At 47.9% G+C, this 26,323-nt stretch carries 22 protein-coding genes; 18 read left to right on the forward strand and 4 right to left on the reverse strand.

Annotation, left to right across the window (positions count from 1 at the left end):
• The first annotated feature begins 84 nt into the window (after window positions 1–84).
• Window positions 85–1,056 (forward strand): hypothetical protein, encoded by a 972-nt coding sequence (locus tag H5715_RS04480; protein ID WP_075188013.1) that lies wholly within the window; start codon window positions 85–87, stop codon window positions 1,054–1,056.
• Window positions 1,057–1,350: 294 nt separating this feature from the next.
• Here the strand turns inward: H5715_RS04480 and H5715_RS04485 are convergent, their stop codons facing one another.
• On the reverse strand, window positions 1,351–2,130 hold the full coding sequence (locus H5715_RS04485; RefSeq protein ID WP_075188012.1) for a TIGR04219 family outer membrane beta-barrel protein: 780 nt from the start codon (window positions 2,128–2,130) through the stop codon (window positions 1,351–1,353).
• 98 nt (window positions 2,131–2,228) lie between these two features.
• Window positions 2,229–3,116 (reverse strand): LysR family transcriptional regulator, encoded by an 888-nt coding sequence (locus tag H5715_RS04490; RefSeq protein WP_075188011.1) that lies wholly within the window; start codon window positions 3,114–3,116, stop codon window positions 2,229–2,231.
• Window positions 3,117–3,267: 151 nt separating this feature from the next.
• Here H5715_RS04490 and leuC point away from each other — a divergent pair, with 151 nt between their 5' ends.
• From leuC to H5715_RS04550, 12 genes are all read left to right on the forward strand, one after another.
• Complete coding sequence (gene leuC, locus H5715_RS04495) at window positions 3,268–4,686, forward strand: 3-isopropylmalate dehydratase large subunit (protein ID WP_075188010.1); 1,419 nt, start codon at window positions 3,268–3,270, stop codon at window positions 4,684–4,686.
• Between the two features lie 13 nt (window positions 4,687–4,699).
• Entirely contained in the window at window positions 4,700–5,347 is a 648-nt protein-coding gene (leuD, locus tag H5715_RS04500; protein ID WP_075188009.1) for a 3-isopropylmalate dehydratase small subunit, read from the forward strand.
• Window positions 5,348–5,377: 30 nt separating this feature from the next.
• Window positions 5,378–6,454 carry a 3-isopropylmalate dehydrogenase gene (gene leuB / locus H5715_RS04505; protein WP_075188134.1) on the forward strand — a complete coding sequence of 359 codons (1,077 nt, stop codon included), beginning with the start codon at window positions 5,378–5,380 and terminating at the stop codon, window positions 6,452–6,454.
• Between the two features lie 51 nt (window positions 6,455–6,505).
• Window positions 6,506–7,612, forward strand: a complete 1,107-nt coding sequence (gene asd / locus H5715_RS04510; protein WP_075188008.1) for an aspartate-semialdehyde dehydrogenase — start codon at window positions 6,506–6,508, stop codon at window positions 7,610–7,612.
• Window positions 7,613–7,976: 364 nt separating this feature from the next.
• Window positions 7,977–11,465 carry a FimV/HubP family polar landmark protein gene (locus tag H5715_RS04515; RefSeq protein WP_075188007.1) on the forward strand — a complete coding sequence of 1,163 codons (3,489 nt, stop codon included), beginning with the start codon at window positions 7,977–7,979 and terminating at the stop codon, window positions 11,463–11,465.
• 104 nt (window positions 11,466–11,569) lie between these two features.
• A complete protein-coding gene (gene truA, locus H5715_RS04520) occupies window positions 11,570–12,433 on the forward strand; it encodes a tRNA pseudouridine(38-40) synthase TruA (protein ID WP_075188006.1) in 864 nt (287 codons plus the stop codon).
• A 105-nt stretch (window positions 12,434–12,538) separates the two neighbouring features.
• Window positions 12,539–13,153: a phosphoribosylanthranilate isomerase gene (locus H5715_RS04525; RefSeq protein WP_075188005.1), complete on the forward strand. Its 615-nt coding sequence runs from the start codon at window positions 12,539–12,541 to the stop codon at window positions 13,151–13,153.
• Between the two features lie 4 nt (window positions 13,154–13,157).
• Window positions 13,158–14,378: a tryptophan synthase subunit beta gene (trpB, locus tag H5715_RS04530; RefSeq protein WP_075188004.1), complete on the forward strand. Its 1,221-nt coding sequence runs from the start codon at window positions 13,158–13,160 to the stop codon at window positions 14,376–14,378.
• A 14-nt stretch (window positions 14,379–14,392) separates the two neighbouring features.
• Window positions 14,393–15,202: a tryptophan synthase subunit alpha gene (gene trpA / locus H5715_RS04535; protein WP_075188003.1), complete on the forward strand. Its 810-nt coding sequence runs from the start codon at window positions 14,393–14,395 to the stop codon at window positions 15,200–15,202.
• 18 nt (window positions 15,203–15,220) lie between these two features.
• Window positions 15,221–16,084 (forward strand): acetyl-CoA carboxylase, carboxyltransferase subunit beta, encoded by an 864-nt coding sequence (gene accD / locus H5715_RS04540; protein ID WP_075188002.1) that lies wholly within the window; start codon window positions 15,221–15,223, stop codon window positions 16,082–16,084.
• Between the two features lie 66 nt (window positions 16,085–16,150).
• The gene (locus tag H5715_RS04545; protein WP_075188001.1) at window positions 16,151–17,446 is read left to right on the forward strand and encodes a bifunctional folylpolyglutamate synthase/dihydrofolate synthase; all 1,296 of its coding nucleotides are present in this window, start codon (window positions 16,151–16,153) and stop codon (window positions 17,444–17,446) included.
• On the forward strand, window positions 17,446–17,964 hold the full coding sequence (locus H5715_RS04550; RefSeq protein WP_075188000.1) for an SPOR domain-containing protein: 519 nt from the start codon (window positions 17,446–17,448) through the stop codon (window positions 17,962–17,964). The genes H5715_RS04545 and H5715_RS04550 overlap by 1 nt, the downstream gene beginning before the upstream one ends.
• A 110-nt stretch (window positions 17,965–18,074) precedes the next feature.
• Here H5715_RS04550 and H5715_RS04555 read toward each other — a convergent pair whose 3' ends face one another.
• Both H5715_RS04555 and H5715_RS04560 read right to left on the reverse strand, forming a co-directional pair.
• Window positions 18,075–18,977, reverse strand: a complete 903-nt coding sequence (locus tag H5715_RS04555) for a sulfite exporter TauE/SafE family protein (protein ID WP_246434684.1) — start codon at window positions 18,975–18,977, stop codon at window positions 18,075–18,077.
• 168 nt (window positions 18,978–19,145) lie between these two features.
• Window positions 19,146–20,807 carry a response regulator gene (locus H5715_RS04560; protein ID WP_075187998.1) on the reverse strand — a complete coding sequence of 554 codons (1,662 nt, stop codon included), beginning with the start codon at window positions 20,805–20,807 and terminating at the stop codon, window positions 19,146–19,148.
• Window positions 20,808–20,980: 173 nt separating this feature from the next.
• Between H5715_RS04560 and H5715_RS04565 the strand changes: the two genes are divergently transcribed.
• From H5715_RS04565 to H5715_RS04585, 5 genes are all read left to right on the forward strand, one after another.
• Window positions 20,981–21,481 carry a CvpA family protein gene (locus H5715_RS04565; RefSeq protein ID WP_075187997.1) on the forward strand — a complete coding sequence of 167 codons (501 nt, stop codon included), beginning with the start codon at window positions 20,981–20,983 and terminating at the stop codon, window positions 21,479–21,481.
• Between the two features lie 33 nt (window positions 21,482–21,514).
• Window positions 21,515–23,035: an amidophosphoribosyltransferase gene (gene purF / locus H5715_RS04570; RefSeq protein ID WP_075187996.1), complete on the forward strand. Its 1,521-nt coding sequence runs from the start codon at window positions 21,515–21,517 to the stop codon at window positions 23,033–23,035.
• Window positions 23,036–23,117: 82 nt separating this feature from the next.
• The gene (locus H5715_RS04575) at window positions 23,118–24,323 is read left to right on the forward strand and encodes an O-succinylhomoserine sulfhydrylase (protein WP_075187995.1); all 1,206 of its coding nucleotides are present in this window, start codon (window positions 23,118–23,120) and stop codon (window positions 24,321–24,323) included.
• Window positions 24,324–24,337: 14 nt separating this feature from the next.
• Window positions 24,338–25,324 (forward strand): VanZ family protein, encoded by a 987-nt coding sequence (locus H5715_RS04580; RefSeq protein WP_083608255.1) that lies wholly within the window; start codon window positions 24,338–24,340, stop codon window positions 25,322–25,324.
• Window positions 25,325–25,375: 51 nt separating this feature from the next.
• On the forward strand, window positions 25,376–26,314 hold the full coding sequence (locus H5715_RS04585; RefSeq protein ID WP_075187994.1) for an AAA family ATPase: 939 nt from the start codon (window positions 25,376–25,378) through the stop codon (window positions 26,312–26,314).
• Window positions 26,315–26,323: the final 9 nt, after the last annotated feature.

Here is a 26,323-nt window from a genome sequence, read left to right on the forward strand (position 1 = left end):
GCTTGTGTTAATGCGCCAAATCTCTAAAATGAGTAGTCGTTAAATAAAAAATCCATCTTAAAAATGCCTTTCGGATTGAATAGTATGAAAACACTATTAGCTTTCATTACCGGTATAGGAATTGTGTTGTCTGCAGCCGCCCAGGAAGGCGAAGTATGTCCACTTATTAACTGTGACTGCAGCAGCTTGCCGAGTGACTCCTGGAAACAGACGTGCAGAACCCATGAGCAAGTTATCAAGGAGCGTTGTGCTGTTAATGGCAATACGCCGACCGATTTTTGCTCCCTTCACGGGCCATCAGCATCACCGCTGCCGCTCGCGATGAAATTTTCTGATATGGAAGTCCTTGCGGAAGAAGGCCTGGAAGATACACATAAAGAAACTGTGGCGCTCTACCTTGCTATTCGCTCAGATCTATCCAGCGTGAAGGTGAAACTGAGTAACCTGCAGTTTAAAAACGCCGTGGTGATGGTAAAAGACATCGATAATAATGTTGATTCTCTTTTTAGCGCCCAGCGTCAACTGACGATGAGTTGGCTCGTATACGAACAAGAAAAGGAAGCCGTTGCTGGTTGGCGGACTTACGCCGAAGAGTCTCTGGCTATGGCTGAGGATCAGTTCGCTTTTGGCGCACAGTTATGGACTCAGTATCAAGCGGCGGATCATGAAGGGAAAAAGAAGGCCTACAAAGTGCTGGCGCTAAAGTTAATGCGTATTGCGGGTAAATCCTTCGAAGTTGCTGGCTACAGTTACGCGGGTGGTGATCGAAGTAAAGATGCGGCCAAGGCGTGGGCGAGGGGGGCTGAAGTGTCTAAGGCTCTGATGGTTGCGAAGCAGGAATCCGGCGCAGATATCAGCCATGTGAATTTTTATCGGTACCAAGCGGCATCTAGGCTTCATCGCGCGAGTTATTATTGGGCCGTCGATCAGAAAGTTGAAGATGCGCTAGCGGCGTTAACCTTGGCGAATGAAATATCGCCGGCAACAGAGTTGGTCGAGCTGCTTGCGAACGATGATGCTCAGGAAGAGAGTGGCGTGATTCAGTTGGTTCAATAAATGTAAGTTGTTCTAAATCGTTCTTGGGTGTTTTTTTTGAAGTGAGGGGGCTGATATTTACAGCAGCCCCTCAAGTAGGATGCTCAGCCCTTTTTCTGTCCATGTGGGTATGGATTCAATGTTTGCCATAGCCTCACACTGTTAACCCCCCTCTTTTTTGACTCCTCATCGCTAATCGTTCCTGAATTGTACCAATAAATGGTGGCGATGGTGGCGATGGTGGCGATGGTTGTGAAGTCATATCTTCATCATTTGTGGAGCCGTAGAGGCTGGTGCGGCCTCTACGGCTTCTGTTTAAAAGTGAATAGCCACGTTTAGGTAAGGGCCGTCAAAGGTAAGATCTGTGTTGGCATCATCAAAATCTACCAATTCCATTTTAAATTGGCGGAAACCTAGTTCTGCACCAATATCCAAAACACTTTCGAATGCCCAACCGACTCTAATATCCAGGTCGCTAATCACGCTGTTGTCATAGGATACGTAATTAGCATTACCGGCAATATATGCACCGGAGAGGGGAAGATCGAATCTTGCCATACCGTAAACCATTGGGATGGCACCGGTCAGTTCGATTTCTTCTGTAACAACGGCCAAGCCTTCTGGTTCTGCATAGACGGACGCAGTTCCATCAAGTACTTTTGCGGTAACGCCAACATCCAAGCTCACCCAGTTATCCAGAATTTCGTAATACAGAGTGATATCGGTTTGGGTAAAGTCCAGTAGTGTCGTGGTTGCCGCCTCAGCGGGGAACGTGACATCGCTCCAGGTGAAGTTTCGCTCAACTACGGCATAACCTTCGCTTTTCAGGGTTGAGTGGTGGATGCGCACATTGGGAATCAATGGGATTGGGTGTTCTAAAGCGACGTACACAAAGGTGCTATTATCCGCTTCCAGTCCCAATTCGTCTGTTGTGATCGGTATATCATCTACACCGATTGAGCCATCCAGGCTGGCATTCCATGTTCCTGCGCCCGCATAAATACCTAAAATGGTATCGGCATGCGTCTGAGCACAGGGAAGTAGCACGGAGGCGGCGATTAGTGGCGTGTATAACAGAGGGGTTAGCTTTTTCATATTGGTAAACCTGTTTCTTGTTTTAAATTTGGTGCAGCTTTTTAATGATATAAAATATTTTATAGCAGATGGTCGCGTAAATAATTGTTAAAAATTGATTACTTGACGTGGTCAGTATTTTTCATGGTGCGAAGTACATCAAAAAAGGCGTTCGCGGCGTTACCTAATGTTCTCTTTGTGTGAGTGACGACGCCCAGCTCGCGTTGAAGGTGTACGTTTTTTATGGGTAATTCTAGCATCTGATTATCAACCATTGTTCTGGGTAATACACTCCAGCCCAAGCCGACAGATACCATCATTTTGATGGTTTCCAGATAGTTGGTCGTCATATTTTGCTGTAACGCAACGTTTGCCTTATCAAAGCAATTTTTGACCAGCCTCCCGGTAAAAGTGTTCAGGTCGGGCAGGATGGAGGGCAAAGGGCTTAGGTCTTTTAGCGTTACATCCAGTTGAGATATGATTGGGTGTTTGTATGAGGCGACAAATACCAATGGGTCTACCCAAATGCTTTCAGCTATTAGGGGTTGTCGAGTTTTGGGTGCCAGAGTAACGATTGCGAGTTCACAATCGCCGTGGGCAACGCGCTCGTGGGCCTGCTCCGAATCGAGAAACTCAAATTGTAAGTTAACGTGTTTGTGGCGTGAGGTGAACGCATGGAGTACGGGCGGGAGGTGATGCAGTCCAATATGATGGCTGGTGGCGACTCTCAAAGTGCCGGATATTTCTCCCGATAATTCGCGGATATTGCGCTCGGTATCACGCATTGTATTCAGTATATATTCTGCGCGGGGTAGTAGTTTTTCGCCGGCTTCCGTCAGTTTTATGTCTCGCCCAAGACGATCGAACAGAATGTGATCGAGTTTTTGTTCTAGCGAGGCGATACGCTTGCTGACGGCGGGCTGGGTAATGTGCAAACTTTCTGCCGCCAATGAAAATGAACGGTTCTGTGCAACTGCCACAAAGGCTTTTAGTGACTCTGTATCCACGGCTTTAGCCTCACTTACCGATAATGATTGTGAATTAATCTTAGCATTCCTTGCGGGAATGTAAAATATGAAAATAATGAATTTGAGTTATTTGTCGTTGACTCATAGAATGCAGCAATCTCAGCCCACATTAACTATTTAGAGGTCGAAAATGGTTGCAAGAACGCTCTACGATAAACTTTGGGATGATCACGTTGTTACTCAGAGAGACGACGGATCTTCGCTTATCTATATCGACCGTCACATCGTACATGAGGTGACGTCTCCACAGGCCTTTGAGGGTTTGCGGCTCGCAGGGAGGAAACTTTGGCGGGCGGATAGTGTTGTCGCTACTCCTGACCACAATGTTCCGACGACTGCGCATGAGCGGGCCTCCGGTGTAGACGGCATTGAAGACCCGATCTCAAGAATTCAGGTCAAAACTCTAGATGATAACTGTGATGAGCTGGGTATCGTTGAGTTTAAAATCAACGATAAGCGACAGGGGATTGTGCATGTGGTTGGCCCTGAAACGGGCGCCTGCCTTCCTGGAATGACGATTGTGTGTGGCGACTCCCATACTTCAACCAATGGTGCTCTAGGTGCTCTCGCCTTTGGTATTGGTACCAGTGAAGTGGAGCATGTGCTGGCAACTCAGTGCATTGTAGCCAAGAAAATGAAAAATATGCTGGTGCGGGTAGACGGTGAACTCGGTAATGGGGTGACATCCAAAGATGTTGTTCTGGCTATTATCGCGAAAATAGGCACGGCCGGCGGCACGGGTTATGCGATCGAATTTGGAGGCGGTGTCTTCCGCAGTATGTCGATGGAAGGACGTTTAACGGTTTGTAATATGGCGATCGAAGCAGGTGCTCGTGCAGGTATGGTTGGTGTAGATGATATTACACTGGAATATGTTGAAGGCCGCGCCTTTGCTCCTAAGGGGGATGATTGGGCCTCAGCCAAAGAGTGTTGGCGAGAGCTGCACTCCGATGCCGATGCCGAATTCGATTGTGTCGTGGCGCTGGACGGTGCAGCGATCAAGCCTCAAGTGAGTTGGGGAACATCACCAGAAATGGTACTGCCAATTGATGGGCTTGTGCCCAACCCTGAAGAAGAAAGCGATGAGGTAAAAGCTGGAGGAATTCGTCGAGCTCTTGACTATATGGGCCTGAAAGCAGGCCAGGCAATTGGGGATATTAAGGTTGATCGTGTGTTTATCGGTTCCTGCACTAACTCCCGTATAGAAGATATACGCGCGGCGGCGAAAGTCGTTGAAGGCCGCTTCAAAGCCGAGTCTGTTAAAGAAGCTATTGTTGTTCCGGGTTCCGGTGCGGTTAAAATTCAGGCAGAGGCAGAAGGGCTCGATAAAGTTTTTATTGCCGCAAATATCGAGTGGCGAGAGCCTGGATGTTCCATGTGTTTGGCAATGAACGCAGACCGTCTGGGGGAGGGGGAGCACTGCGCTTCAACATCCAATCGAAATTTTGAGGGCCGTCAAGGCTATGGCGGCAGAACACATCTGGTTAGTCCGGCGATGGCCGCAGCCGCAGCGATTGCGGGCCATTTCGTAGACGTGCGTGACTTTTAGGAGAAGACAGCATATGAAAAGCTTTACAACGGTTATGGGCCTTGTTGCGCCTATGGATCGCGCCAATGTCGATACCGATTTAATTATTCCGAAGCAATTTTTGAAGTCAATTAAGCGAACAGGTTTTGGTCCCAACCTGTTTGATGAGCTACGCTATCTCGATAAGGGTGAGCCGGGAAAAGAAAACAAAGGGCGTCCCATTAACCCAGAATTTCCGTTGAATTTTGAACGTTATCAGGGCGCAAGTATCCTCTTGGCGCGTGAAAATTTTGGTTGTGGGTCTAGTCGAGAGCACGCACCATGGGCGCTGGATGAATATGGTTTTCGTGCGGTTATCGCTTCTAGCTTTGCCGATATTTTTTATAATAACTGCTTTAAAAATGGGCTGTTGCCAATTGTGCTGGATGAACAGGATGTCAATACACTGTTTGAACAGATGTATGCCAGCGAGGGATACCAGCTAACCATTGATTTACAGCAGCAAAAAGTTATTTCAGCAAGTGCAGAATACGTGTTTGAAGTTGAAGAATTTCGCAAGCACTGTCTGCTAAACGGTTTGGATGATATTAGTCTTACGCTGCAAGATGCCGAGCTGATTCGTGAATACGAAGGCAGCCGTAAGCAGCAAAAGCCCTGGTTGTTTGGCGCAGTTAGTCAATAGTGCGTGCTTTTTGAATTAGAGGGAAAAACCTTGAGTAAAAAAATTGTATTGTTACCCGGAGATGGCATTGGTCCGGAAATTACGGCTGAAGCGGTAAAAGTATTAGAGGCCGTGGATAAAAAGTTTAAACTTGGCCTTAAGTTTGAAGAGGATCTTATTGGTGGTTGCGCGATCGACACTCACGGTGTCCCGCTGGCCAGTTCCACTCTTGAAAAATGTCAAGCAGCCGATGCAGTATTGATGGGTGCTGTTGGCGGTCCCAAATGGGACGCTATGGATGCAAGCATTCGTCCGGAAAAGGGTCTGTTAAAAATTCGTTACGAAATGGGTTTATTCGCTAACCTTCGTCCGGCCATTTTGTACCCACAATTAGCTGATGCATCGTCCCTAAAACCAGAGTTGGTTGCGGGCTTGGATATTCTCATCGTTCGTGAATTAACCGGTGGAATTTACTTCGGTGAGCCACGAGGTATTCGCTTGCTGGATAACGGCGAGCGCCAAGGTTATAACACCTACGTTTATGCCGAACACGAAGTTGAGCGCATTGGTCGTACGGCGTTCGAAATGGCAATGAAGCGCGATAAGCGTGTTTGTTCCGTGGATAAAGCTAATGTGTTGGAAGCAACGGTACTGTGGCGCGAGGTTATGCAATCGCTTGCGCGCGAGTATCCTGACGTTGAGTTATCTCACATGTATGTTGATAACGCTGCCATGCAGTTGGTGCGCGCACCCAAACAATTCGATGTCATCGTTACGGGTAATATGTTTGGCGATATATTGTCGGATACGGCGGCAATGCTGACTGGCTCTATCGGTATGTTGCCTTCAGCCTCGTTAAATGTTGACAGTCGCGGTTTGTACGAGCCGGTGCATGGTTCCGCTCCCGATATTGCGGGGCTGGGTATTGCTAATCCTCTGGCGACGATTTTGTCTGCTGCCATGATGCTGCGCTACTCCTTAGATGAAGCAAAAGCGGCGGACGCTATTGAAAAGGCTGTCGGTGAAGTGCTTGACCAGGGATTGCGCTCAGCAGATATCTATTCCGAAGGCACCACAAAAGTATCGACCAGTGAAATGGGTGATGCGGTTGTCGCGGTACTTACGTAATTCGGATTCCATCATTATAAGTCGTTAGGTTAATTTGTAGAGAGAAAGGTTATGAGAGTTGGATTTGTTGGATGGCGTGGCATGGTCGGTTCGGTGCTCATGGGCCGTATGCTGGAAGAGAATGATTTTGTTGGTTTGGAGCCTGTGTTTTTTACTACCTCCAATGTTGGAGGTGCGGCTCCCGATGTAGGTGTAGAAGCCCCGGCGCTAAAAGATGCTTTTGCTATTGAAGAGCTGGCGAAAATGGATGCCATTATTTCCTGTCAAGGTGGCGATTATACGGGTGCGGTATTTGCGAAGTTGCGTGAAGGCGGCTGGCAGGGGTACTGGATTGATGCGGCGTCCTCTCTGCGTATGGATGATAGCGCGCTTATAGTCCTAGACCCGGTGAATGATAATGTTATTCGCGACGGCCTTGCTAAGGGCGTTAAAAACTATATAGGCGGCAACTGCACCGTTAGTCTGATGCTTATGGGCTTGGGCGGCCTTTTCCGTGAGGGATTGGTTGAGTGGACGAGCGCTATGACATATCAGGCTGCCAGTGGCGCTGGAGCTCAGAATATGCGCGAATTGATTACCCAGATGGGTGAAATCCGTGACAGTGTCGCCGCTGATCTAGCTGATCCAGCCTCTGCAATACTTGGCATCGATCGTAAAGTCGTCACTACCATGCGAGAAAACCTCACAATTGACCGCTTTGGTGCGCCTCTGGCGGGAAGCTTGTTGCCTTATATCGATAAGCAGCTGGAAAACTTTCAGAGCAAGGAAGAGTGGAAAGGGGAGGTTGAGACCAATAAAATTTTGGGTAGCTCCGCTAACCCCACTCCAATTGATGGAATTTGTGTGCGTATTGGAGCCATGCGCTGCCACAGTCAGGCATTGACTATCAAGCTGACCAAGGATGTGCCCCTGGGTGAAATTGAGCAAATTATTGGTAGTGCGAATGAATGGGTGAAAGTGATTCCGAATGATCGCGATATTACTTTACAGGAGCTGACGCCAACAAAAGTAACTGGCACCTTATCTATTCCTGTAGGGCGCTTGCGGAAAATGTCCATGGGGCCGGAATATCTCAGCGCCTTTACCGTTGGTGACCAATTGTTGTGGGGTGCAGCGGAGCCTCTGCGACGTATGCTGAAAATTTTGCGAGAGCAATGAAACCAGCCACAAAAGAATGTGCCCGCAAAGCATGCGGGCACATTCTTATCTCTGTCTTTATCTTCACAACTTTTTGTCTGGATATTGGCGAAAAGCCCGATCAGTTTCTATATTGATCAAAAAAACAACTTTAAATTGTGTCTTTCCTCTAAAAACATGCTCTAACAGGGCCTGTTAAACGCTGTTAGCATGGTCAATAAGTTGAAAAAAACCTATTTATAATGAATACTTACGATCAATAGTGAAAGATTATTCGAGGTTTTGTTATTTCGAATTCGACCAAGGGTATGACTGGTTCGCGTTTTGTGTTTTTCCTAATGCGTGACGACGTGCCACTCTGAATTATTAAAACAAGGATTCTCCTATGGGTCATAGAATACTGGTGTTGCTTCTGGGCGCGTTCGCGATGGTATTACCGCAAGCGGTTTTCGCCTTGGGGCTCGGAGAGATAACGCTAAAATCTGCTCTTAACCAGCCTTTAAATGCGGAAATTGAACTGCTGCAAGTTCGTGACTTGAGCGAAAGTGAAATCCTTGTGGGTTTAGCTTCTGCCCAGGACTTCGAGCGCGTTGGTGTAGAGCGCCCCTATTTTTTAACCAGCCTTAAATTTAAGGTAAGGCTTACCGGTGGTTCTCCCGCCATTCTGGTTAGCTCAACCAAGCCGGTAAAAGAGCCATTTGTAAATTTCGTGCTTCAGGCCCAATGGCCGAGTGGCCGTTTGCTGCGTGAATATACCCTGTTGATGGACTTGCCAGTATTTTCAGGCGAAAAGGCTGCACCGGTTGCGGCAACATCCAGAAACACTCAGCCTAAACCAAGAGCACAACCTGCTACCAATCAGGTGGACAGCTCAGCAAAATATAACCCCCGTTCCTCTTTTGATGAAGCACCTTCGCAGCCATCCTCCAGCATAACGGGTTACCAGCAATCTGAACCAAACTATTCTGGTGACGACTATGGTCCGGTTAAGGCAAATGACACCTTGTGGGATATTGCCAAGTCTGTAAGACCAGACCGTGGAGTCTCCATTCAGCAGACGATGCTGGCACTGCAACGTCTAAATCCTGAAGCCTTTATCAATAACAATATAAATTTGCTGAGAAAAGGGCAGATTTTACGTGTTCCCGATAGAAACCAGATCGTTGAATACACCAAGCAAAGAGCGATTAGCGAAGTAGCCGTACAAAATACCTCTTGGTCTGGCGACCCCAATGCAGGTTACGGTGCTCAGCTCGAGGGCAGTAAGAGTGTAGCTAGTTATGAGGAAGCCCCCGAGGTCGTTGAAGGGCGTGTAAGCCTATCTTCTCCAGAGGACGTTTCTAGCAGTCTAGAAGGTCGCGGTACCGGGTCAGGTGCGGGTAGTACTGAAGCACTCGAAAACGAACTGGCGATTACGCTTGAACAGCTCGATAAAACTGAACGTGAAAACTCCGATCTGAAATCCCATGTCGAATCTCTGGAAGAGCAAATTCAGACTATGGAGCGCATGATCGAGATTAGCAGTGAGGATATGCGCGCCCTCGAGCTTTCGGTAGAAAAGACCAAACAGGCTCAGGCACAGGCCGACGCCGCAGCCGACGAGCAGGCAATTGCTGAGGGCGGAGAAGATATTTTAGATGAAGCTTCAATGGCTGATGCAGATGTTTTGGTTGCAGATAGCGCAGTTGAAGACGCGACTGCTATGCCCAGCGATTCAGCCACAGTAGATGTTGCTGATAGCGTGGCGACAGAGGAAGTGTTGGATGCTACAGCCGAGCTGGAGGTAACGCCAACGCCCATGCCCCGGCCTAAAGTAGTCTCCGCGCCTAGGCCTGTTGAAAAGTCCATTTTGGATCACATTCTGGATAACCTTATTTTTATCGTAGGTGGTTTGGTTGCATTGATTCTGGGCGCTTTCTTCATTATTCGTCAGCGTCGTGAGTCTGAAGAGTTTATCGGTGAAAGTGACGACTTCCTGAGTCAGGCTGATTTCGATACCACCGAGCCTGAAGAGCCATTATTTGAAGAGACAGCGGCTGTTATTGGTGCTGATCTAGAAGACGACGGTTACGAGGAGGAAGCTCCAGAAGAAGTCGTTGCCGAACCGGAGATCGAAGAGCCTAGCGCTGCCGAAGCTCAGACTGAGGACGTGGTCGCTGAAGCCGATATTTACATTGCTTACGGCAAGTATGATCAGGCGGAAGAAATGCTGAGCAGCGCATTGGAACGCGAGCCTTCAGATACTGCGATTCGAATTAAGTTGCTAGAGGTTTATGCCCAGCAGCAGGATATAGAAAGGTTTGACCCTCATTACGCAGCTCTGCTGGCTTCTCGTGATGCTCATGCCAAGGGGCGTGCAGAGGAGTTGAGATCCTCCATCCAGGACGCGCCGGAATTTGATAACAACCTATACGACGCAGCCGTAGAAACGGCATCGAATATGGATTCCGATACGTTGGGTGCACCTTTGAGTGATCTGGCTTCGCATTTGGGCGACGAAGTTGAGGATGACTTCGAAGAGTTGAGTTTGGACCTGAATGAAGCGAGTGAGCAGGCATCTGGAGAGTTCTCTGAGAATGTAAGCGATTTGGATGAAAGTCTCGATTTTGAGTTGGATATCGAAAGTTTGGATACCGAGGACGAGTCGACCAGTGATAATGGTTCGGATTTTGATCTGGAGTTAGGTGATATTGAGCCACTCGAAGATCTAGCCGATGACGAATCATTAGATTTTGAGTTGCCTGAGCTGGATGAGTCCGGTGTGGTTGATACTGGCCTAGAGTTGGAACTGGATCTCGAAGAGGTCTCCTCAGATGACGGGGACCTGGATATCGAAGACTTTGATCTGGATTTTGACGCTAAGCCATCCATCGAGGGTGGAAATGATGACGAACTCGGCGTTCTCGAGTTAGGCGCGTTAGATGATGAGCTTGCTTCATTATCGCTAGAGGATACTGAAGACACCTCTGTGGATCTTGATACTGACCTGTCAGCGCTCGACTTGGATATTGGGGAAGAGCCTGAGGATCTGTCCTTAGAGCTGGATGCTGATGTCGAGAAGGGTGATTATGATTTAGGTGATCTTGATATTGCGGGAGAGCTAGATCTTGAACTCGGTGATGACGCTTTAGATATCGCTACTGGCTCAGATGATTTGCTCGATGAGTTGGCGCTTGATGAAGATGAAGAGTTTGTCAGCGAGCTTATGTCAGAAAGTGTTGAGCTTCGTGATGAATCCGAGAGCGATATGGGTGAAGATCTGGATCTTTCCGATGATCTGGATCTTTCCGCTCTGGATCAGGAATTAGATGCGTTGACATCCGATCTTGGTGTCGAAGAAGCCGATATCGATAGTCTTGAGTTGACGGCGCCAATTGAGCCTAGCCTGGAAAATGATTTTGATTTTGACGACGATTCAGACCTTCCGGCCACTCCGACAGTTATGGAAGAACCCATAACAGACTTCGATGATTTTGAGGTTGAGTTGGAGCAGGATCTAACGGAAGATCTAGAGCCAGAAACTCTTAGTGATGATGCCTCAGAAACAGTGGATGTCGAGTCGCTAGTGGGTTCTGACGATGCAGAGGACAATGCTGAAGAAACTGGAGAGGATACATTGTTCGAGCAGGCGCTTGCAGATGTGCCTGATTCGGATCTTGAGTTCAATATTCCTGAAATCGACCCAGAAGCTGATGAAGATGACGATTTGGGTTTTCTGAGCGACAGCGATGAAACGGCAACAAAGCTGGATTTGGCTCGAGCCTACATCGATATGGGTGATGCGGATGGTGCGCGTGACATCCTTGACGAAATTATGAAAGAGGGTAATCCTCAGCAGAAACAAGAAGCTGAAAATTTACTCTCGCGAGTATAGTGACGCTAATTGAACTCTGAGTAGCAAAAGCCCTGCGAAAGCGGGGCTTTTTTATGGCGGCGATATAAAATCCTGTAAAGGTTTCACAATCGAATCACAAAGTAATGTCTAGTAAGTTCAATCAAATCTATAAACGCAATACAGAAATAAAAATGGGCACGGATGTTCCCGAGGGAATAGTGCGGGTTGCTGCGGGCCTTGCCTACTCGGGGACAGAGCTTCACGGGTTTCAAAAGCAGGCGAGTACCGAGCATACGGTGCAGGAGCATCTCGAGCGAGCTTTGAGTTATGTGGCGGATGAAAATATTACGCTCGTATGCGCCGGTAGAACGGATGCAGGGGTACATGCTACTGGGCAGGTGGTACATTTTGATACGCTGGCCCAGCGTCCCCTCAGGGCTTGGGTGCAGGGAGTGAATACGCAGCTTCCTGATGATATTAGGGTTCTCTGGGCAGAAAACGTCAGCTTGGATTTTCATGCTCGGTTCAGGGCACTGTCGCGAACATATCGCTATGTGATTCACTCGGCTGGGGTGCGTTCGCCGGTCCTGAAAAAGCAAGTGACCTGGACTAATGATTGCCTGGATATTAATACTATGAGGGATGGTGCTCAGAGCTTGGTGGGGGAGCACGATTTCAGCGCCTTTCGCGCATCCCAGTGCCAGGCGAAAAGCCCGGTTAGAACAATTGAACGGATTCGTTTTCAGGTTGTGGGTGAATTAATCATTATGGAAGTTCGAGCCAATGCCTTTCTCCACCATATGGTCCGCAACCTTGTTGGTTCATTGTTGGAAGTGGGGAGTGGGCGCAAGCCGACAACTTGGATCAAGGAGTTGCTGGAGGGTAGAGATCGAACTCGGGCGGCAGCCACCGCTGCGCCGCATGGTCTCTACCTTGTTGCTGTGGAATATCCCCAGGGCTTCAAGTTGCCTGTACAACCGTTGGGACCACCTTTTATACAAAGCTGAAGGGCGAACAACATCTGGTAGTAACATAATCGCCCCAAGTTGCTGCAATTCTGTTAATATTTTGCGTTTTTTTAAATAGGGATTTGCAAGCGGGGGCAGTCCTCAATGCGCGTAAAAATATGTGGCATAACCAATCGGGAAGATGCATTGTTGGCGGTAAAATTGAATACTGATGCAATCGGGTTGGTTTTTTATGGGGCAAGTCCACGAAATGTGGCGAATTTGGATGTCGCTCGAGAGATCGCTCTGGCCGTAGGGCCATTTGTAACCGTTGTTGGTTTAGTGGTGAATCCTGAGCTGGATTTTATGGGTGAATTACTTAACCGCGTTCCCTTGCATGTCCTGCAGTTTCACGGAGATGAAAATGCAGCGTTTTGCGAACAGTTTGACCGGCCCTATATTAAGGCAGTTCGTATGAAGGAGGGGGTAGATGTTCTCGAGCAAATGGGGCAGTTTCCCGGTGCGAGTGGTTTCTTGTTAGATGCCTATAAAAAAGGTGTTCCAGGAGGAACCGGTGAGTGCTTTGATTGGGCGCGCGTGCCCCGGGATCCGCCGAAACCCTTGGTGCTTGCGGGGGGGCTTTCACCCGCAAATGTTGCCAGTGCTATCAAAAGTGTAAAGCCCTATGGAATTGATGTCAGTGGCGGAGTAGAAGCTTCGCCGGGCAAGAAAGATAAAGCAAAAATAGAGGCGTTTATTGAAAACGCGAAGGTGGAGTGAGCAAGTGAGTAGTGATCATAAAAAAGTTGATTATTCAGCCGTGCCAGACAGTAAAGGTCACTTCGGTATATACGGTGGGAAGTTTGTATCTGAAACGTTGATGCATGCGCTAGATGAGCTAGAAGAAATTTATACCCGTGTGAAAGACAGCCCCGAGTTTGTTGCAGAGTTCGATAAGGATCTGGCCCACTATGTTGGTCGACCATCGCCGCTCTATCACGCTGAACGCCTGACTCGTGAGCTAGGCGGCGCGCAAATTTATCTTAAGCGCGAAGATTTAAACCACACTGGTGCGCACAAGGTAAACAACACCATCGGTCAGGCTCTGTTGGCGAAATATACCGGGAAATCTCGAGTTATTGCCGAAACTGGCGCTGGCCAACATGGTGTCGCGACGGCGACGGTCGCAGCTCGTTTGGGGTTGAAATGCGTTGTTTATATGGGTGCAGAAGATGTTCAGCGTCAGGCCTTAAATGTTTACCGTATGAAGCTCTTGGGGGCAGAAGTTGTTCCTGTAACTTCCGGCTCAAAAACACTAAAAGATGCCATGAACGAAGCCATGCGCGACTGGGTGACTAACGTAGATGATACTTTCTACATCATAGGTACCGTTGCTGGCCCGCATCCATACCCGCAGCTCGTACGAGATTTTCAGTGTGTGATTGGGCGTGAAGCTAGGCGACAATCTCTAGATATGGTTGGAAAACTTCCCGATGCGTTGGTTGCCTGCGTTGGAGGCGGCTCAAATGCTATTGGCCTGTTTCACCCTTTTCTAGAGGACGATAGTGTAAAAATGTACGGCGTTGAAGCTGGTGGTTATGGTGTCGAAACCGGCAAGCATGCCGCACCGCTCAACGACGGTATTCCCGGCATATTGCACGGTAATCGAACGTATCTGATGGAAGATGAAAACGGCCAAATTATTGAAACTCACTCGGTTTCTGCCGGGTTGGATTATCCGGGCGTTGGCCCTGAACACTCTTGGTTAAAAGATATTGGTCGAGTGGATTATGTTGCGATTAACGATGATGAAGCCATGAATGCTTTCCGTCGGCTGACAAAGGTCGAGGGTATCATGCCTGCATTGGAATCCAGTCATGCTGTTGCTTATGCGGAAAAGCTGGCGCCACAAATGGGTAAAGATCAGATGATTGTGGTGAACCTGTCGGGAAGAGGGGATAAGGATATTCTGACCGTCGCAAATATTGATGGCATAACAGTATAGAAAGAGAGGCACGAGTGAATAGAATTACCAAACGCCTTCAAGCGTGTAAAGCTGAAGGGAGAAAGGCCTTAGTCAGTTATATTGTCCATGGCGACCCTAAAACAGAAGTCACGATGCCAGCGATGCATGCACTGGTAGCGGCAGGTACCGATATTATAGAGTTAGGTGTACCCTTTTCAGACCCAATGGCAGAGGGGCCGGTTATTCAGAAAGGGCACGAGCGAGCTCTTGAAAACGGTGCTAGCCTCACGAGTGCGATAGCGCTGGTGAAAGAGTTTCGAGCAAGCAATACCGATACTCCTATAGTCTTAATGGGCTATGCTAACCCTATTGAACGAATGGGTTATGAAAGCTTGGCGTCCACAGCTTCAGAGGCTGGTGTTGATGGGGTTTTAACGGTGGATCTTCCACCGGAAGAGGTGGAAGATCTCGATACTGAGTTAAAAAAAGTTGGTATCGAAAATATTTTCCTGATTGCACCGACAACAACTGAAAGCCGCATTGCCTACATCACCAAGCTGGCCGGAGGTTTTGTCTACTACGTGTCACTGAAGGGTGTTACCGGTGCAGGTCATGTGGATGTAGAATCGGTAAAAGAAAAAATGCAGCAAATCCGTGCCTGCACAGAGCTGCCGGTACTCGTTGGTTTTGGTATTAAAGATAAAACGACAGCCAAGGCAATTGGTGAGTTAGCAGATGGCGTTGTTGTTGGTAGCGCCTATGTTAAAGCCATGGGTGATATGGCAGATCAGTCCACGGAAAGTATTTGCGAAACCCTCACAGCAATTGTTCAACCAATTCGCCAAGGATTGGATGAACTGTAAATTCGAGATGATGACGTTATGAGTTGGCTAGAAAAAATAGTTCCTTCCAGTGTGCGCTCTCCGGCTTCTCGCAGTGCGAGTAAAGTGCCTGAGGGCTTGTGGAAAAAATGCACCAAGTGTGCGGCCGTTTTGTATCGACCAGAGCTAGAGAAAAATTTGGATGTATGTCCGAAATGTGACCACCATATGCGTATTGGCGCGCGTCGTCGCTTGGATATTTTCCTTGATGATGAAGGGCGGGATGAGTTGGCGGCTGATGTATTGCCTGTAGATCGTTTGAAATTCAAAGACGTAAAAAAATACAAAGACCGCTTAACCACTGCGCAAAAAAACACTGGTGAAAAGGATGCGCTTGTAGCAATGAGGGGCACGTTAAAATCTATGCCGGTTGTTGCCAGTGCTTTTGAGTTTGCTTTTCACGGTGGCTCTATGGGTTACGCCGTCGGTGAGCGTTTTACGCGAGCTGCTCAGGTTGCGCTGGAAGAAAGAATTCCTTATGTGTGTTTTTCGGCGACTGGTGGTGCCCGTATGCAGGAAGCACTGATTTCGCTTATGCAAATGGCAAAAACCAGTGCTGTTATTGAGAGGTTGAAAATGGAGGGTATACCCTTTATTTCGATTATGACCGATCCGGTATACGGCGGTGTCTCCGCAAGTCTGGCCTTGTTGGGAGATATCAATGCGGCTGAGCCAGGTGCTCGAGCAGGCTTTGCAGGCCCCAATATTATTGAGCAGACGATTCGCCAAAAGTTGCCTAAAGGTTTTCAGCGCAGCGAATTTTTGTTGGAGCACGGTGCTATCGATATGATTATTCATCGCAACGATATTCGCGATCGCATTGCCTCTCTGTTAGCAAAAATGACCAATCAGCCAGCGGCTTAAACTGATTGATAAGCTTTTTATTTGCGGGTGAAGTAGTTGAACGAAAGCACCCAAGAGCTATCTCTTATGTCTTCTCGATTTAACCATCTGGCTGATTGGCTCAGCTGGATGGAAACTCTACATCCTTCTGAGATCGATCTGGGTTTGGATCGCGTCTCACTCGTCGCGATTACGCTTGGATTAGAAGCCTTTATTAATCCAAGAAATACTGCGCCACATTTCCCAAAAGTTGTTACGGTTGCCGGTACTAATGGGAAAGGCTCTTGCGTTGCTCTGCTGGAAAAATTCCTGATTACAGTAGATAAAGCCGTTGGTTCCTATACTTCGCCACATTTATTGACGTACAACGAGCGTATTAAAATAAATGGCAACCCCGTTTCCGATAAATGTTTATGCGATGCTTTTGCAAGAATCGATATTGCGCGCGGAGCTACCAGTCTCACCTATTTTGAATTTGGTACGTTGGCTGCATTTCTCCTATTCCAGCAGTATAAAGTTGACTATTGGCTGTTAGAAGTTGGTTTAGGGGGGCGTTTGGATGCGGTGAATATCCTACCGCCAGATATAGCAGTAATCACGTCCATTGCGATTGACCATGAAAGCTGGTTGGGGAATTCACGGGAAGCGATCGCCAGCGAAAAAGCTGGGATATTAAGGCCGAAAATTCCTTTTGTTTGCGCAGAAGCCGATGTGCCCAAGAGTTTGCAGAAAATTGCACAAGAGCTAGATGTATATGGGTTTCACATTAACCAGGATTTTGGCTGTCGGGTTCAGCATGACGGTATCGAAATCTATAGCGTTAGCCACACACAAGCGCTGAAATTATCATCTGTCAATTTACCTTTGCCCAGTGTGGCAGCAGCGTGGCAGGTTATTAGCTTGTTGGGTTTAACACTCTGTCCACTAGAAGCCGCTGCGGTTATTGAAGGCTTTACCCTGCCAGGGCGTTTTAGTCCTCATCATTTGAGTAATGGGCGACTTATTTTTTTTGATGTTGCTCATAACCCGGCAGCTACGGTGTTATTGGCGGAAAAACTCTCTGGAGCTGAACCCGAGGTCAAGGTGGCAATTGTTGCTATGATGGCGGACAAAGATATTCGTGGGGCACTAAAAAACCTGCTGAAAAATATCCAGCATTGGTATGTGGCTGATCTGCCAGATGTTCCACGTGCGGCACAGGGGGAGCGACTTGCAGCGGTTTTAATGGAGTTGGGTGTGAGCGATAGAAATATTACACTTTGTAAAACGGTGGCTTTTGGGATTGACCGTGCTCAGCAGCAATTCGATGGTTCTCCATTATTGGTATTTGGCTCATTTTTCACGGTAGCTGAAGCCATGACAACAATAAGACGAGGTGAATAGTGGACGACGGACTCAGGCAGCGTATTGTGGGTGCCTTTGTGTTAGTGGCAATTGCGGTTGTTTTTGTTCCTGTAGTGTTTGATCGCGAACGTATAGAGGCGCTGGACAGGAAAACTCAAATTCCTCCTGCGCCGCATATCGAAGCTGTTGTGGTTCCTGCTCCAGTGGTGCCGAAAGTGGAAGAGCCGCTAATCGAAGCAAAAAAAATGTATGTGCCCGATGAAAAACGTGCGCAAGCTGTTGAGCCCGAAGAGCCAGTTATGACCGCCAAGGGCACTCCCAATAGCTGGGTATTGCAAATTGCCAGTTATAAGTTTAAGGCTCACGCTGTTGAAAAACGAGATGAGCTGATTGCACAGGGCTACAGCGCTTATATACGAAAGGTTAAAACTGAGCGGGGAAATATGCACCGTTTGTTTGTTGGGCCCAGCCTTAAAAAAAGAAAGCTGGCGAAGGCAAAAAGTACCTTGGATAAAAAGCTGGGTGTTGAGTCAATTTTGTTGAAGTTTGAACCCTAGCTGCTTGTTGCAAAACGTAAGCGAGGTCGCCAGAGGGCAAGGAAAGATGGTTGATAAATGATCATTTTGAGCCCGTTTTTGACACCTCGGAGGCAACGCAGATAGTTCTGCTAGTCGAGCTCTTTGCAAGCCTGTTGACTTGTGTGGGTTTTTCTTCGGTTGTATTTATGGAGGAGTAGAAGAAGGGTGACAGAGATAACGGCCAGCGATATATAGTAGCCCGCTCTGTTTAGCGCTATAGGAACGAGTAACAGAGTTGAAACCAGTTCGGCTATTACGATAGCGCTAATAAAAAAAAGCAGCGAGCGTGTTGTTGCTCGGCGGCAAAAAACGGCGCCCAATGGAGCTCCGATCATTACTACAGGTGTTGCAAGCAGCCAGAGCTGCTGAATGGCAGGGGTGATATCAGCAAACACTAGGCCCTGAAGTAGTACCCCGACGATGGACGTGAGGGCCATAATAATAACCGATGTCTGTGTTGCTAGCTTTAGGTCAATACGAAAGTACAAGGCCAGCAAGCAGAAGGCTACAAGATCTGCCCCAGAGCCGAGTAAGCCGGAAATAATCCCGCCTAATAATCCAGCCTTAAAAATTAAATTTTTGTCGACAATCGAAAGCTTACCCAGATCGGTATAGTGCGCCTTCTTGTTAGTGTAAGCCCAGAGGTAGATCAGCATAAAAATCAGTACGAACAAGGAAAATCCTATGCGCAAGTCATTTCCGGCAACGACTTTTTCTAGAAAACCCAGAGAAACAAGCAGCCCGATAATTACACCAGGAAGGTAGAGCGCAAAGAAACGCCAGGGAATGTTTTTTACGCTGAAACATATGTAAAGACTGGCTGATGTCATGCCAACGCTTTGAATGGCGAGGGAGAAAGTTTTTGCGCTACTGGGGTCTACCGCCATGATTTTAGTTAGGCCTGGGAAGGCAACTGCTCCACCACCTAAAAATGTTGAGCCCGCAACAAATGAGCCGAGAGCCATAATGGGGGTAACCAATGCGCTTGGCATCGACCAAGCTTGCGAGTATGCCGCACCAAAAATAATAAAAAAGAACCCAATAGCAGCTAAAAAAAGCAGGACTATAAAAATCTTGGAAGATGGTATGTATGAGCGTGGTGGCATAAGAATGCTTGCGGCAAATGGCCACGTATAATACCGTAAATGTTCGCAGCCGGGTTAGGGACTTTCGTTCGAGGCTTCTATAAGCCTGCTGTACTGGCGCAACAGGTATTCATAGCGCTTGATATAGCTGGACTCAGGGTTGATTCGGCCTATACGTTGGAGGCTGTTGGCAATGGTCTCAACCTCCTCATCGGATACCGAGCCGCCTTTGTTTTTACTGATAATGGCCTGAACCATATTGAGATTCAGCCCTATATGGTTAGGGATTTCTTTAAGTACGTTGTTAAAGGCCTTGATGGCTTGTTCGTATTGTTCCTGCTGATAAAACCCAATGCCTTGCTTGTTCAGTTTCGCCGCCAGTTGCATTCCTTCGCGGGTCAGGGGTTCGCGAAGCAGCTTGTCGAGTTGTATGGCGATATCAGGGTCTTTGTTAATGCGAGCGAGTTCTTGCAGTAATTGTTCGCCTGCATCATATTCACCAAAGTTCATAAAGGCCTGCGCACAGTCAATACACAATTGGGCAGAGGTGTTTTGTATGGCGCTAAAACGCATTTCCTTGTGGATGCTTAGTGCTTCGCTGGTGGCTTGGTTGGCTTGCTCTTCCAGTTTTTGTATATGGTATAAGTCGGCTTCAACAAGCTTGCCTCGCATTTTTACGATGGGCTGAGTGCTGAATCGTTTTTCTACCGCTTTGATAGCCTCAACCGCTTCACTTGCCAGGCTTTGAAGTTGGCTATTGGATTCTCTGCTTAGGTTGGTTAGGCCTTGAGCGAGGTTCAAATAATCTTCTGCCTGCTCATGGCAGGAGTTACGGCTCTGTTTTATGGCTGCGCGATAGGCATGTACTGAAGTGTTTTCATCTCCAGCGTCATGACTGATCCGACCCATTTCACGCTGTCGTTCACTCGAAAAGGGGGAGATTTTCAGTGCGTTGTGTAGTGTTTGTTGAGCTCTTGCAGGATTATTCTGGGCTTTGAATAGGCGAGCTAGTAAATCGTGGGCTTCGATACAGAGCGGGTTTTCACCGATTAGGTTATCGAGAATTTCTTCAGCCTCTTTATAGGCTTTAAGGCCGAACTTGGCCCGAGCAATACCAATGGTGGCCCAAACGGGGTGTCGCCCCTGTGGTAATTGTGCGTAAACCTTCATGGCTTGATCATATTGTTTAAGGCCAATATGTAATTCGCCCAGCATTTTTCGGGCGTCGTTGCTGTATCGGCTTTTTTTTGCGAGCAGTTTTATGCAGGCCGATATGGCGTTGTTTGGGTTTTTATTGTCTAGCGCTTTTTTTGCTTCAATAAGGGCTTCGTTTTTTAACAGGGCCTGGTCAAGGCGGGGGCGCAACGAGTCGCGGTTTATGGGCTTGCTCAGGTAGTCGTCAGGCTGGTATTCGAGTGCGTGTAAAACGTACTGGCTAGCACTCTCTGCTGTGATCATGACATAGAGTGCGGTGTTGTTGAGTAGACCGTGAAAACGCAACTCTTCCAGCAGTTGCTGCCCGGTTTTACTTGTGCCCAGATTGTAATCGGCCAGAACAATATCGTACTGATGTTTCTGGCAGAGATCGATCGCTTCTTCAGCATTGCCAGCAGTGTCGACGTTAGCCGAGCCAAAATCCACCAGGATGCGTTTAAGGTTGGCTCGGATATCCGGTACATCGTCTACCACCAAACATCGCTTTTGGCTATAGGTTTTGATGATATCGATTTGTTTCATTGGGGTCGATTCTAGAGGCTGATCACAGTTCTCTTAAAGTGTAGTTCAATCGTACAGCTTCACATCAACTGGCTATAAAAAACTGAAGAGTTATTCTTCCTAGTATTTCGGTATGATGACAGCCTCTGATAGAATTGCGACTTCTCATCAACCACTACCGGATAATGCTAAGTATGAATTGGGCAGATTGGGTCATTATCGCAATTATGGTGGTTTCTAGCTTAATCAGCCTCAAGCGTGGCTTTGTAAAAGAAGCCCTCTCCATGGCGAATTGGGTGCTGGCATTTATTGTTGCCATGACTTTCGGTGATCAGTTATCTGCCCTCCTGGTTGATCAAATCACTACGCCATCTGTACGCGATATGGCTGCCTTCGCCATCTTATTTGCAGCTACACTTATAGTCGGTGCGATGGTGAACTATTTGATCGGTGAGCTGGTGCGTATGACGGGCCTCTCGGGTACCGATCGGCTTTTTGGCATGATGTTCGGTATGGTGCGCGGTTTCATTGTTGTAATGGCTATACTCCTGCTGATACCAGCCATTATTCCTATCGATAAGGACGCTTGGTGGAATGATTCGCTTCTGATTCCGCATTTAATGGAATTCGAGAGCTGGTGCCGTACAGCGGCACGCGAGTTCACTTCTTTTGTCGGCCGGATGTTGAACGGCTAATCTAATTACGTTTTATTAATCGAGATTTAGTATATGTGCGGTATTGTCGGTATTGTGGGCAAGAGTAATGTAAACCTTGGTTTATACGATGCTCTCACCATGCTTCAGCATCGGGGGCAGGACGCCGCAGGGATTATGACGTGCAACCAGGGGAAATTTGCTCAACAAAAGGCAGTTGGCCTAGTAAAGGATGTCTTTCGTACCCGGCATATGCAACGTCTGGTGGGAAATATGGGCATCGGGCATGTGCGCTACCCTACCGCAGGCAGTTCGGGCCCTGCGTTGGCACAACCATTTTACGTAAACTCTCCTTACGGTATTGCCCTTGCGCATAACGGCAATCTTACCAATACGGAAAAATTGCGTGCAGACCTGTTTAATGGCGATCTTCGCCATGTGAATACGGATTCCGATTCCGAAGTTTTATTGAATGTTTTTGCACACGAACTTCAGTTACAGGGCAAGATACAGCCTGCCGCAGAAGACGTCTTTCGTGCGGTAGAGGGGGTTCACCGTCGAATTCGAGGTGGGTACGCAGTTGTGGGGATGATAGCCAATTACGGAGTATTTGCATTCCGTGACCCTAACGGTATTCGTCCTCTGGTCTATGGTTATCGTGATACCGACAACGGCCGTGAATATTTAATCGCTTCGGAAAGTGTCGCGCTAGACGTTCTCGGGTATACATTAGTACGCGATGTCGCGCCAGGGGAGTGTGTTTACATTACCGTAACGGGAGAACTCTATACTCATCAGTGTGTAAAAAAATCGGGTTATGCGCCCTGCATCTTTGAGCATGTGTATTTTGCCCGTCCAGACTCCATTATGGATGGGGTCTCAGTATACAAAGCCCGTTTACGTCAAGGTGAAAAACTGGCTGAAAAAATTCTTCGAGAACGCCCAGAGCACGACATTGATGTAGTTATTCCTATCCCAGACAGCAGTCGCGTCGCAGGGCAGGCTATGGCCCAGACTCTCGGGGTAAAGTTTCGCGAAGGCCTAGTGAAAAATCGTTATATTGGACGCACCTTCATTATGCCCGGCCAGCAGTTGCGTAGAAAGTCTGTTCGCCAGAAGCTAAACGTTATCGATCTGGAGTTTCGCGATAAGAACGTAATGCTGGTCGACGATTCGATTGTTCGTGGTACAACCTGTCAACAGATTATTCAAATGGCCAGGGATGCTGGTGCGGCAAAGGTATACTTTGCGTCGGCATCTCCGGCGGTTCAATACCCTAATGTTTACGGTATTGATATGCCGACAGCGACAGAGCTAATTGCGCACGGCCGTACGGAGCAGGAGGTGTGTGACGAAATTGGTGCAGACTGGCTGGTGTATCAGGATCTTGAGGATTTAATTGCGGCTTCCAGAGAGGGGAATCCAGAGATCCCTCACTTTGATTGCTCGGTCTTTGATGGCGAATATATTACCGGTGATGTGGACAGTGAATACTTCAGTAAATTGGACGAGGCGCGCAACGATAAAGTGAAATCCTCCGGTGAAAGCTTTGCGCAGGGCGATAATGCCATGGTAGGTATTCACAACGATCAGTAGCTCCGGCTTACTATTCCATCTCGATACTCGAATTTGGCCCGGTTAATCGTACAGTCGGGTCAATTTTTTGTGAGAAAAGTTTATGACAAATACACCATCGTCTGAGTTTGATTTTTTAGCGGATGCGGATCTGGATACGCTGGCTGTTCGTGCCGGGCAGGTGAGAACCGCCGAAGGTGAACACGGCGAACCCATATTCACTACTTCCAGTTATGTTTTCGAGTCTGCAGCTCAGGCTGCTGCTCGCTTTTCGGGCGAAGAGCCGGGAAACGTGTATTCACGCTATACCAACCCAACAGTTAGAACCTTCGAGCAGCGTATCGCGGCTCTGGAAGGTGCAGAGGCTGGCGTAGCAACTGCCTCGGGAATGGCTGCAATTTTAAGTACCTGCATGGCGTTGCTGTCTGGTGGCGATCATGTGGTGTGTTCGCGCAGCATATTTGGTACGACAACTGTACTGTTTACCAAGTATTTGCAAAAGTTCGGGGTAAGCGTTGATTTGGTCAATTTGACGGATATTGATCAGTGGCAGTCGGCCATTAACGATAAAACGCGTTTATTATTTGCGGAAACACCCTCAAACCCACTAGGTGATGTAGCGGATATTGCAGAGCTTGCTAGTCTTGCTCACAATAACCAGAGTTTGCTCGTAATTGATAATTGCTTTTGCACTCCAGCGTTGCAAAGGCCATTAGCGTTGGGTGCAGATATTGTTGTTCATTCAGCGACGAAATATCTTGACGGGCAGGGGCGCTGTTTGGGAGGCGCAGTTGTCGGAAAACAGGAACTTATGGATGAAGTGCTCGCCTTTATTCGTACTTGTGGCCCAACTATGAGCCCATTCAATGCCTGGGTATTTTTGAAGGGCTTGGAAACTTTGCGTTTAAGAATGGATGCCCACTCAGCAAATGCATTGACACTTGCTCGGTGGTTACAGCAGCAGCCAGGGGTTGAAAAAGTGTTTTACGGAGGCTTGCCCGAGCACCCGGGGCACGAATTGGCAAAAAAACAGCAGACGGCATTTGGCGGGGTTTTGTCATTCAAAGTGAAAGGTGGCCGCAAAGAGGCGTGGCAAGTGATTGATGCTACCCGCATCATGTCTTTAACCGCAAATCTTGGAGATGCTAAAACGACGATTGTGCATCCGGCGACGACTACCCATGGACGTTTGTCCGATGACGATAAGGCCTCTGTGGGCATTACTGAAAACCTGATTCGCGTTGCTGTAGGGCTGGAATCTATCGAAGATCTGAAAAAAGATCTCGATAGAGGCCTCAGTTCTCTATAGCTCCATAGCCGGTTATGAGTGCTTCTCTAGAGCCTGAAGTCCGTTGTTTAAACAATCGTTTCTCCTGGCGTTTGTTTTTGGGTTTTTTTCTTTTACTGGTGGTGATTGGGCTCAATAGTTGGCTGCTCTTTTACTACAAACTACCCGGCAAGAATTTTTTCTGGTCAGCCCTACATAACTCCGGACATGATCTGGTGTTTTTGGGCTTAGCGTTTTTACTTTCTCTTATCCTCCATTATTTCGTCGTTAATCGAAAATTGACCAGGGCAGCTGCGTATTCCTTGGTGCTAAGCCTAGTATTTGGAGCTGCTGTCGAATTGCTTCAGGCTCAAGTGGGGCGGGAAGCAAGCTGGGATGATTTCCGGTTAGACGCTGCGGGTTCGCTGGCCGGCGTATGTGTATATCTCGCTATTTACTGGTGCCACTGGCGACGTTATGTCGCTATAGTTTTATGTATCCTATTGTTGGGCATCAGTCTGATAGAACCAATTAAGTGGCGTTTGGCGGAGGAATACCGAGAGGATGCATTCCCTGTTTTGGCGGATTTTGATAATGACTGGTTGAATCTATATGTTCGTCCGGCCTACCAAGCTAGTTTGTCGTTTGTTGCTGCACCAGCCAAGTGGAAGGGCAATAACACCGTTGTTGCAAAGCTTGCCCTAAGACCGGCCCCCTGGCCTGGCTTGCACTTAGCGGAAGTGGAGAGGGATTGGCGTGGCTATAAGACCTTTTCATTTGAGGTGTTTAATCCGCAATCAGAACCGGTAAAGCTGGTAACACGCGTCCATGATCGCTCCCATAACAATAAACACAACGACCGCTTCAATCGTACTTATACGCTGGCACCTGGGTACCAGAAAATAGAGATTCCTATCGCAAAAATAATGTCGGCACCCAAAGGGCGAGATATGCGTATGGATCGCGTTAGAGCGGTAATGTTCTATTCTTATAAATTGCAGGAAGAGCAAATACTGTATTTTGATAACATTCGATTGTTCTAGTTTCCTCTCTATACCCTGACATGAAGTAGTCGCCAAAAAGGCAGAAAATTAATGAACCCATTAATTAATAAAGTAATTGATAGCGTTGGTCTTATTTTGTTGGGAAAGGAGAAACAGGTAAAGTTGGCGGTAACCTGCTTGTTTGCCAGGGGACATTTGTTAATTGAAGATCTGCCGGGGATGGGGAAAACCACGCTCGCACAGTGTTTGGCGCGGGTGTTGGGCCTGGAATATGTACGAGTGCAGTTTACCAGCGACCTGTTGCCAGCGGATATCCTGGGCGCCGCAGTGTTTAATCGGGAAACATCCGAGTTTCGTTTTATAAAAGGCCCGGTTTTTACTCAAGTGCTGTTAGCGGACGAAATTAACCGCACCACGCCGAAAACGCAAAGTGCTTTATTGGAAGCGATGGAAGAAAGGCAGGTAACGATTGATGGGGAGACGCGACCTTTACCGGAACCCTTTTTTGTTATTGCCACGCAAAACCCCTTAACTCAGGCGGGTACTTATCCGCTGCCGGAATCGCAGTTGGATCGCTTTCTCATGCGTATCTCGCTGGGCTACCCCAACAGAGCAACAGAGCAGAAATTGTTTAAAGGTATCGACCCTCGTCAGAAGTTACCAACGATTGAGCCTGTTATCGATCTGAATAAACTGACACAAATTCAAGCCTTGGTTGATGAAGTTAAAGCAACGGATCAACTGCTTGATTACCTCCAGCGTCTGGTCGATTTTACACGTGATGATGAGAGTTTTAGCTACGGCCTTTCGCCCAGAGGCGCTATGGCTTGGTTAAAGGCGGCAAAAGCCTGGGCTTTAATTGAGGGGCGTGAACATTTATTACCGGATGATTTGCAGGTTGTGATGCCCTCGGTGGTTGGGCACAGGGTAAGGGGCGTTCATTCGCATACCACCAGCGGTAAAGCGGACTCTGGTCGCTCGCTGGTGGATCATCTACTCAGCAGTGTTGATGTTTTACCATCGTCCTAGGGCGGCCAT

It is taken from the genome of Teredinibacter haidensis (genome assembly GCF_014211975.1).
GTDB classification, from domain to species: domain Bacteria; phylum Pseudomonadota; class Gammaproteobacteria; order Pseudomonadales; family Cellvibrionaceae; genus Teredinibacter; species Teredinibacter haidensis.

Coding starts and splice junctions, on each gene's coding strand:
- H5715_RS04480 (WP_075188013.1), top strand. CDS start 85: ATGAAAACACTATTAGCTTTCATTACCGGTATAGGAATTGTGTTGTCT.
- H5715_RS04485 (WP_075188012.1), bottom strand. CDS start 2,130: ATGAAAAAGCTAACCCCTCTGTTATACACGCCACTAATCGCCGCCTCC.
- leuC (WP_075188010.1), top strand. CDS start 3,268: ATGGTTGCAAGAACGCTCTACGATAAACTTTGGGATGATCACGTTGTT.
- leuD (WP_075188009.1), top strand. CDS start 4,700: ATGAAAAGCTTTACAACGGTTATGGGCCTTGTTGCGCCTATGGATCGC.
- asd (WP_075188008.1), top strand. CDS start 6,506: ATGAGAGTTGGATTTGTTGGATGGCGTGGCATGGTCGGTTCGGTGCTC.
- H5715_RS04515 (WP_075188007.1), top strand. CDS start 7,977: ATGGGTCATAGAATACTGGTGTTGCTTCTGGGCGCGTTCGCGATGGTA.
- truA (WP_075188006.1), top strand. CDS start 11,570: ATGTCTAGTAAGTTCAATCAAATCTATAAACGCAATACAGAAATAAAA.
- H5715_RS04525 (WP_075188005.1), top strand. CDS start 12,539: ATGCGCGTAAAAATATGTGGCATAACCAATCGGGAAGATGCATTGTTG.
- accD (WP_075188002.1), top strand. CDS start 15,221: ATGAGTTGGCTAGAAAAAATAGTTCCTTCCAGTGTGCGCTCTCCGGCT.
- H5715_RS04545 (WP_075188001.1), top strand. CDS start 16,151: ATGTCTTCTCGATTTAACCATCTGGCTGATTGGCTCAGCTGGATGGAA.
- H5715_RS04555 (WP_246434684.1), bottom strand. CDS start 18,977: ATGCCAAGCGCATTGGTTACCCCCATTATGGCTCTCGGCTCATTTGTT.
- H5715_RS04560 (WP_075187998.1), bottom strand. CDS start 20,807: ATGAAACAAATCGATATCATCAAAACCTATAGCCAAAAGCGATGTTTG.
- H5715_RS04565 (WP_075187997.1), top strand. CDS start 20,981: ATGAATTGGGCAGATTGGGTCATTATCGCAATTATGGTGGTTTCTAGC.
- purF (WP_075187996.1), top strand. CDS start 21,515: ATGTGCGGTATTGTCGGTATTGTGGGCAAGAGTAATGTAAACCTTGGT.
- H5715_RS04575 (WP_075187995.1), top strand. CDS start 23,118: ATGACAAATACACCATCGTCTGAGTTTGATTTTTTAGCGGATGCGGAT.
- H5715_RS04580 (WP_083608255.1), top strand. CDS start 24,338: ATGAGTGCTTCTCTAGAGCCTGAAGTCCGTTGTTTAAACAATCGTTTC.
- H5715_RS04585 (WP_075187994.1), top strand. CDS start 25,376: ATGAACCCATTAATTAATAAAGTAATTGATAGCGTTGGTCTTATTTTG.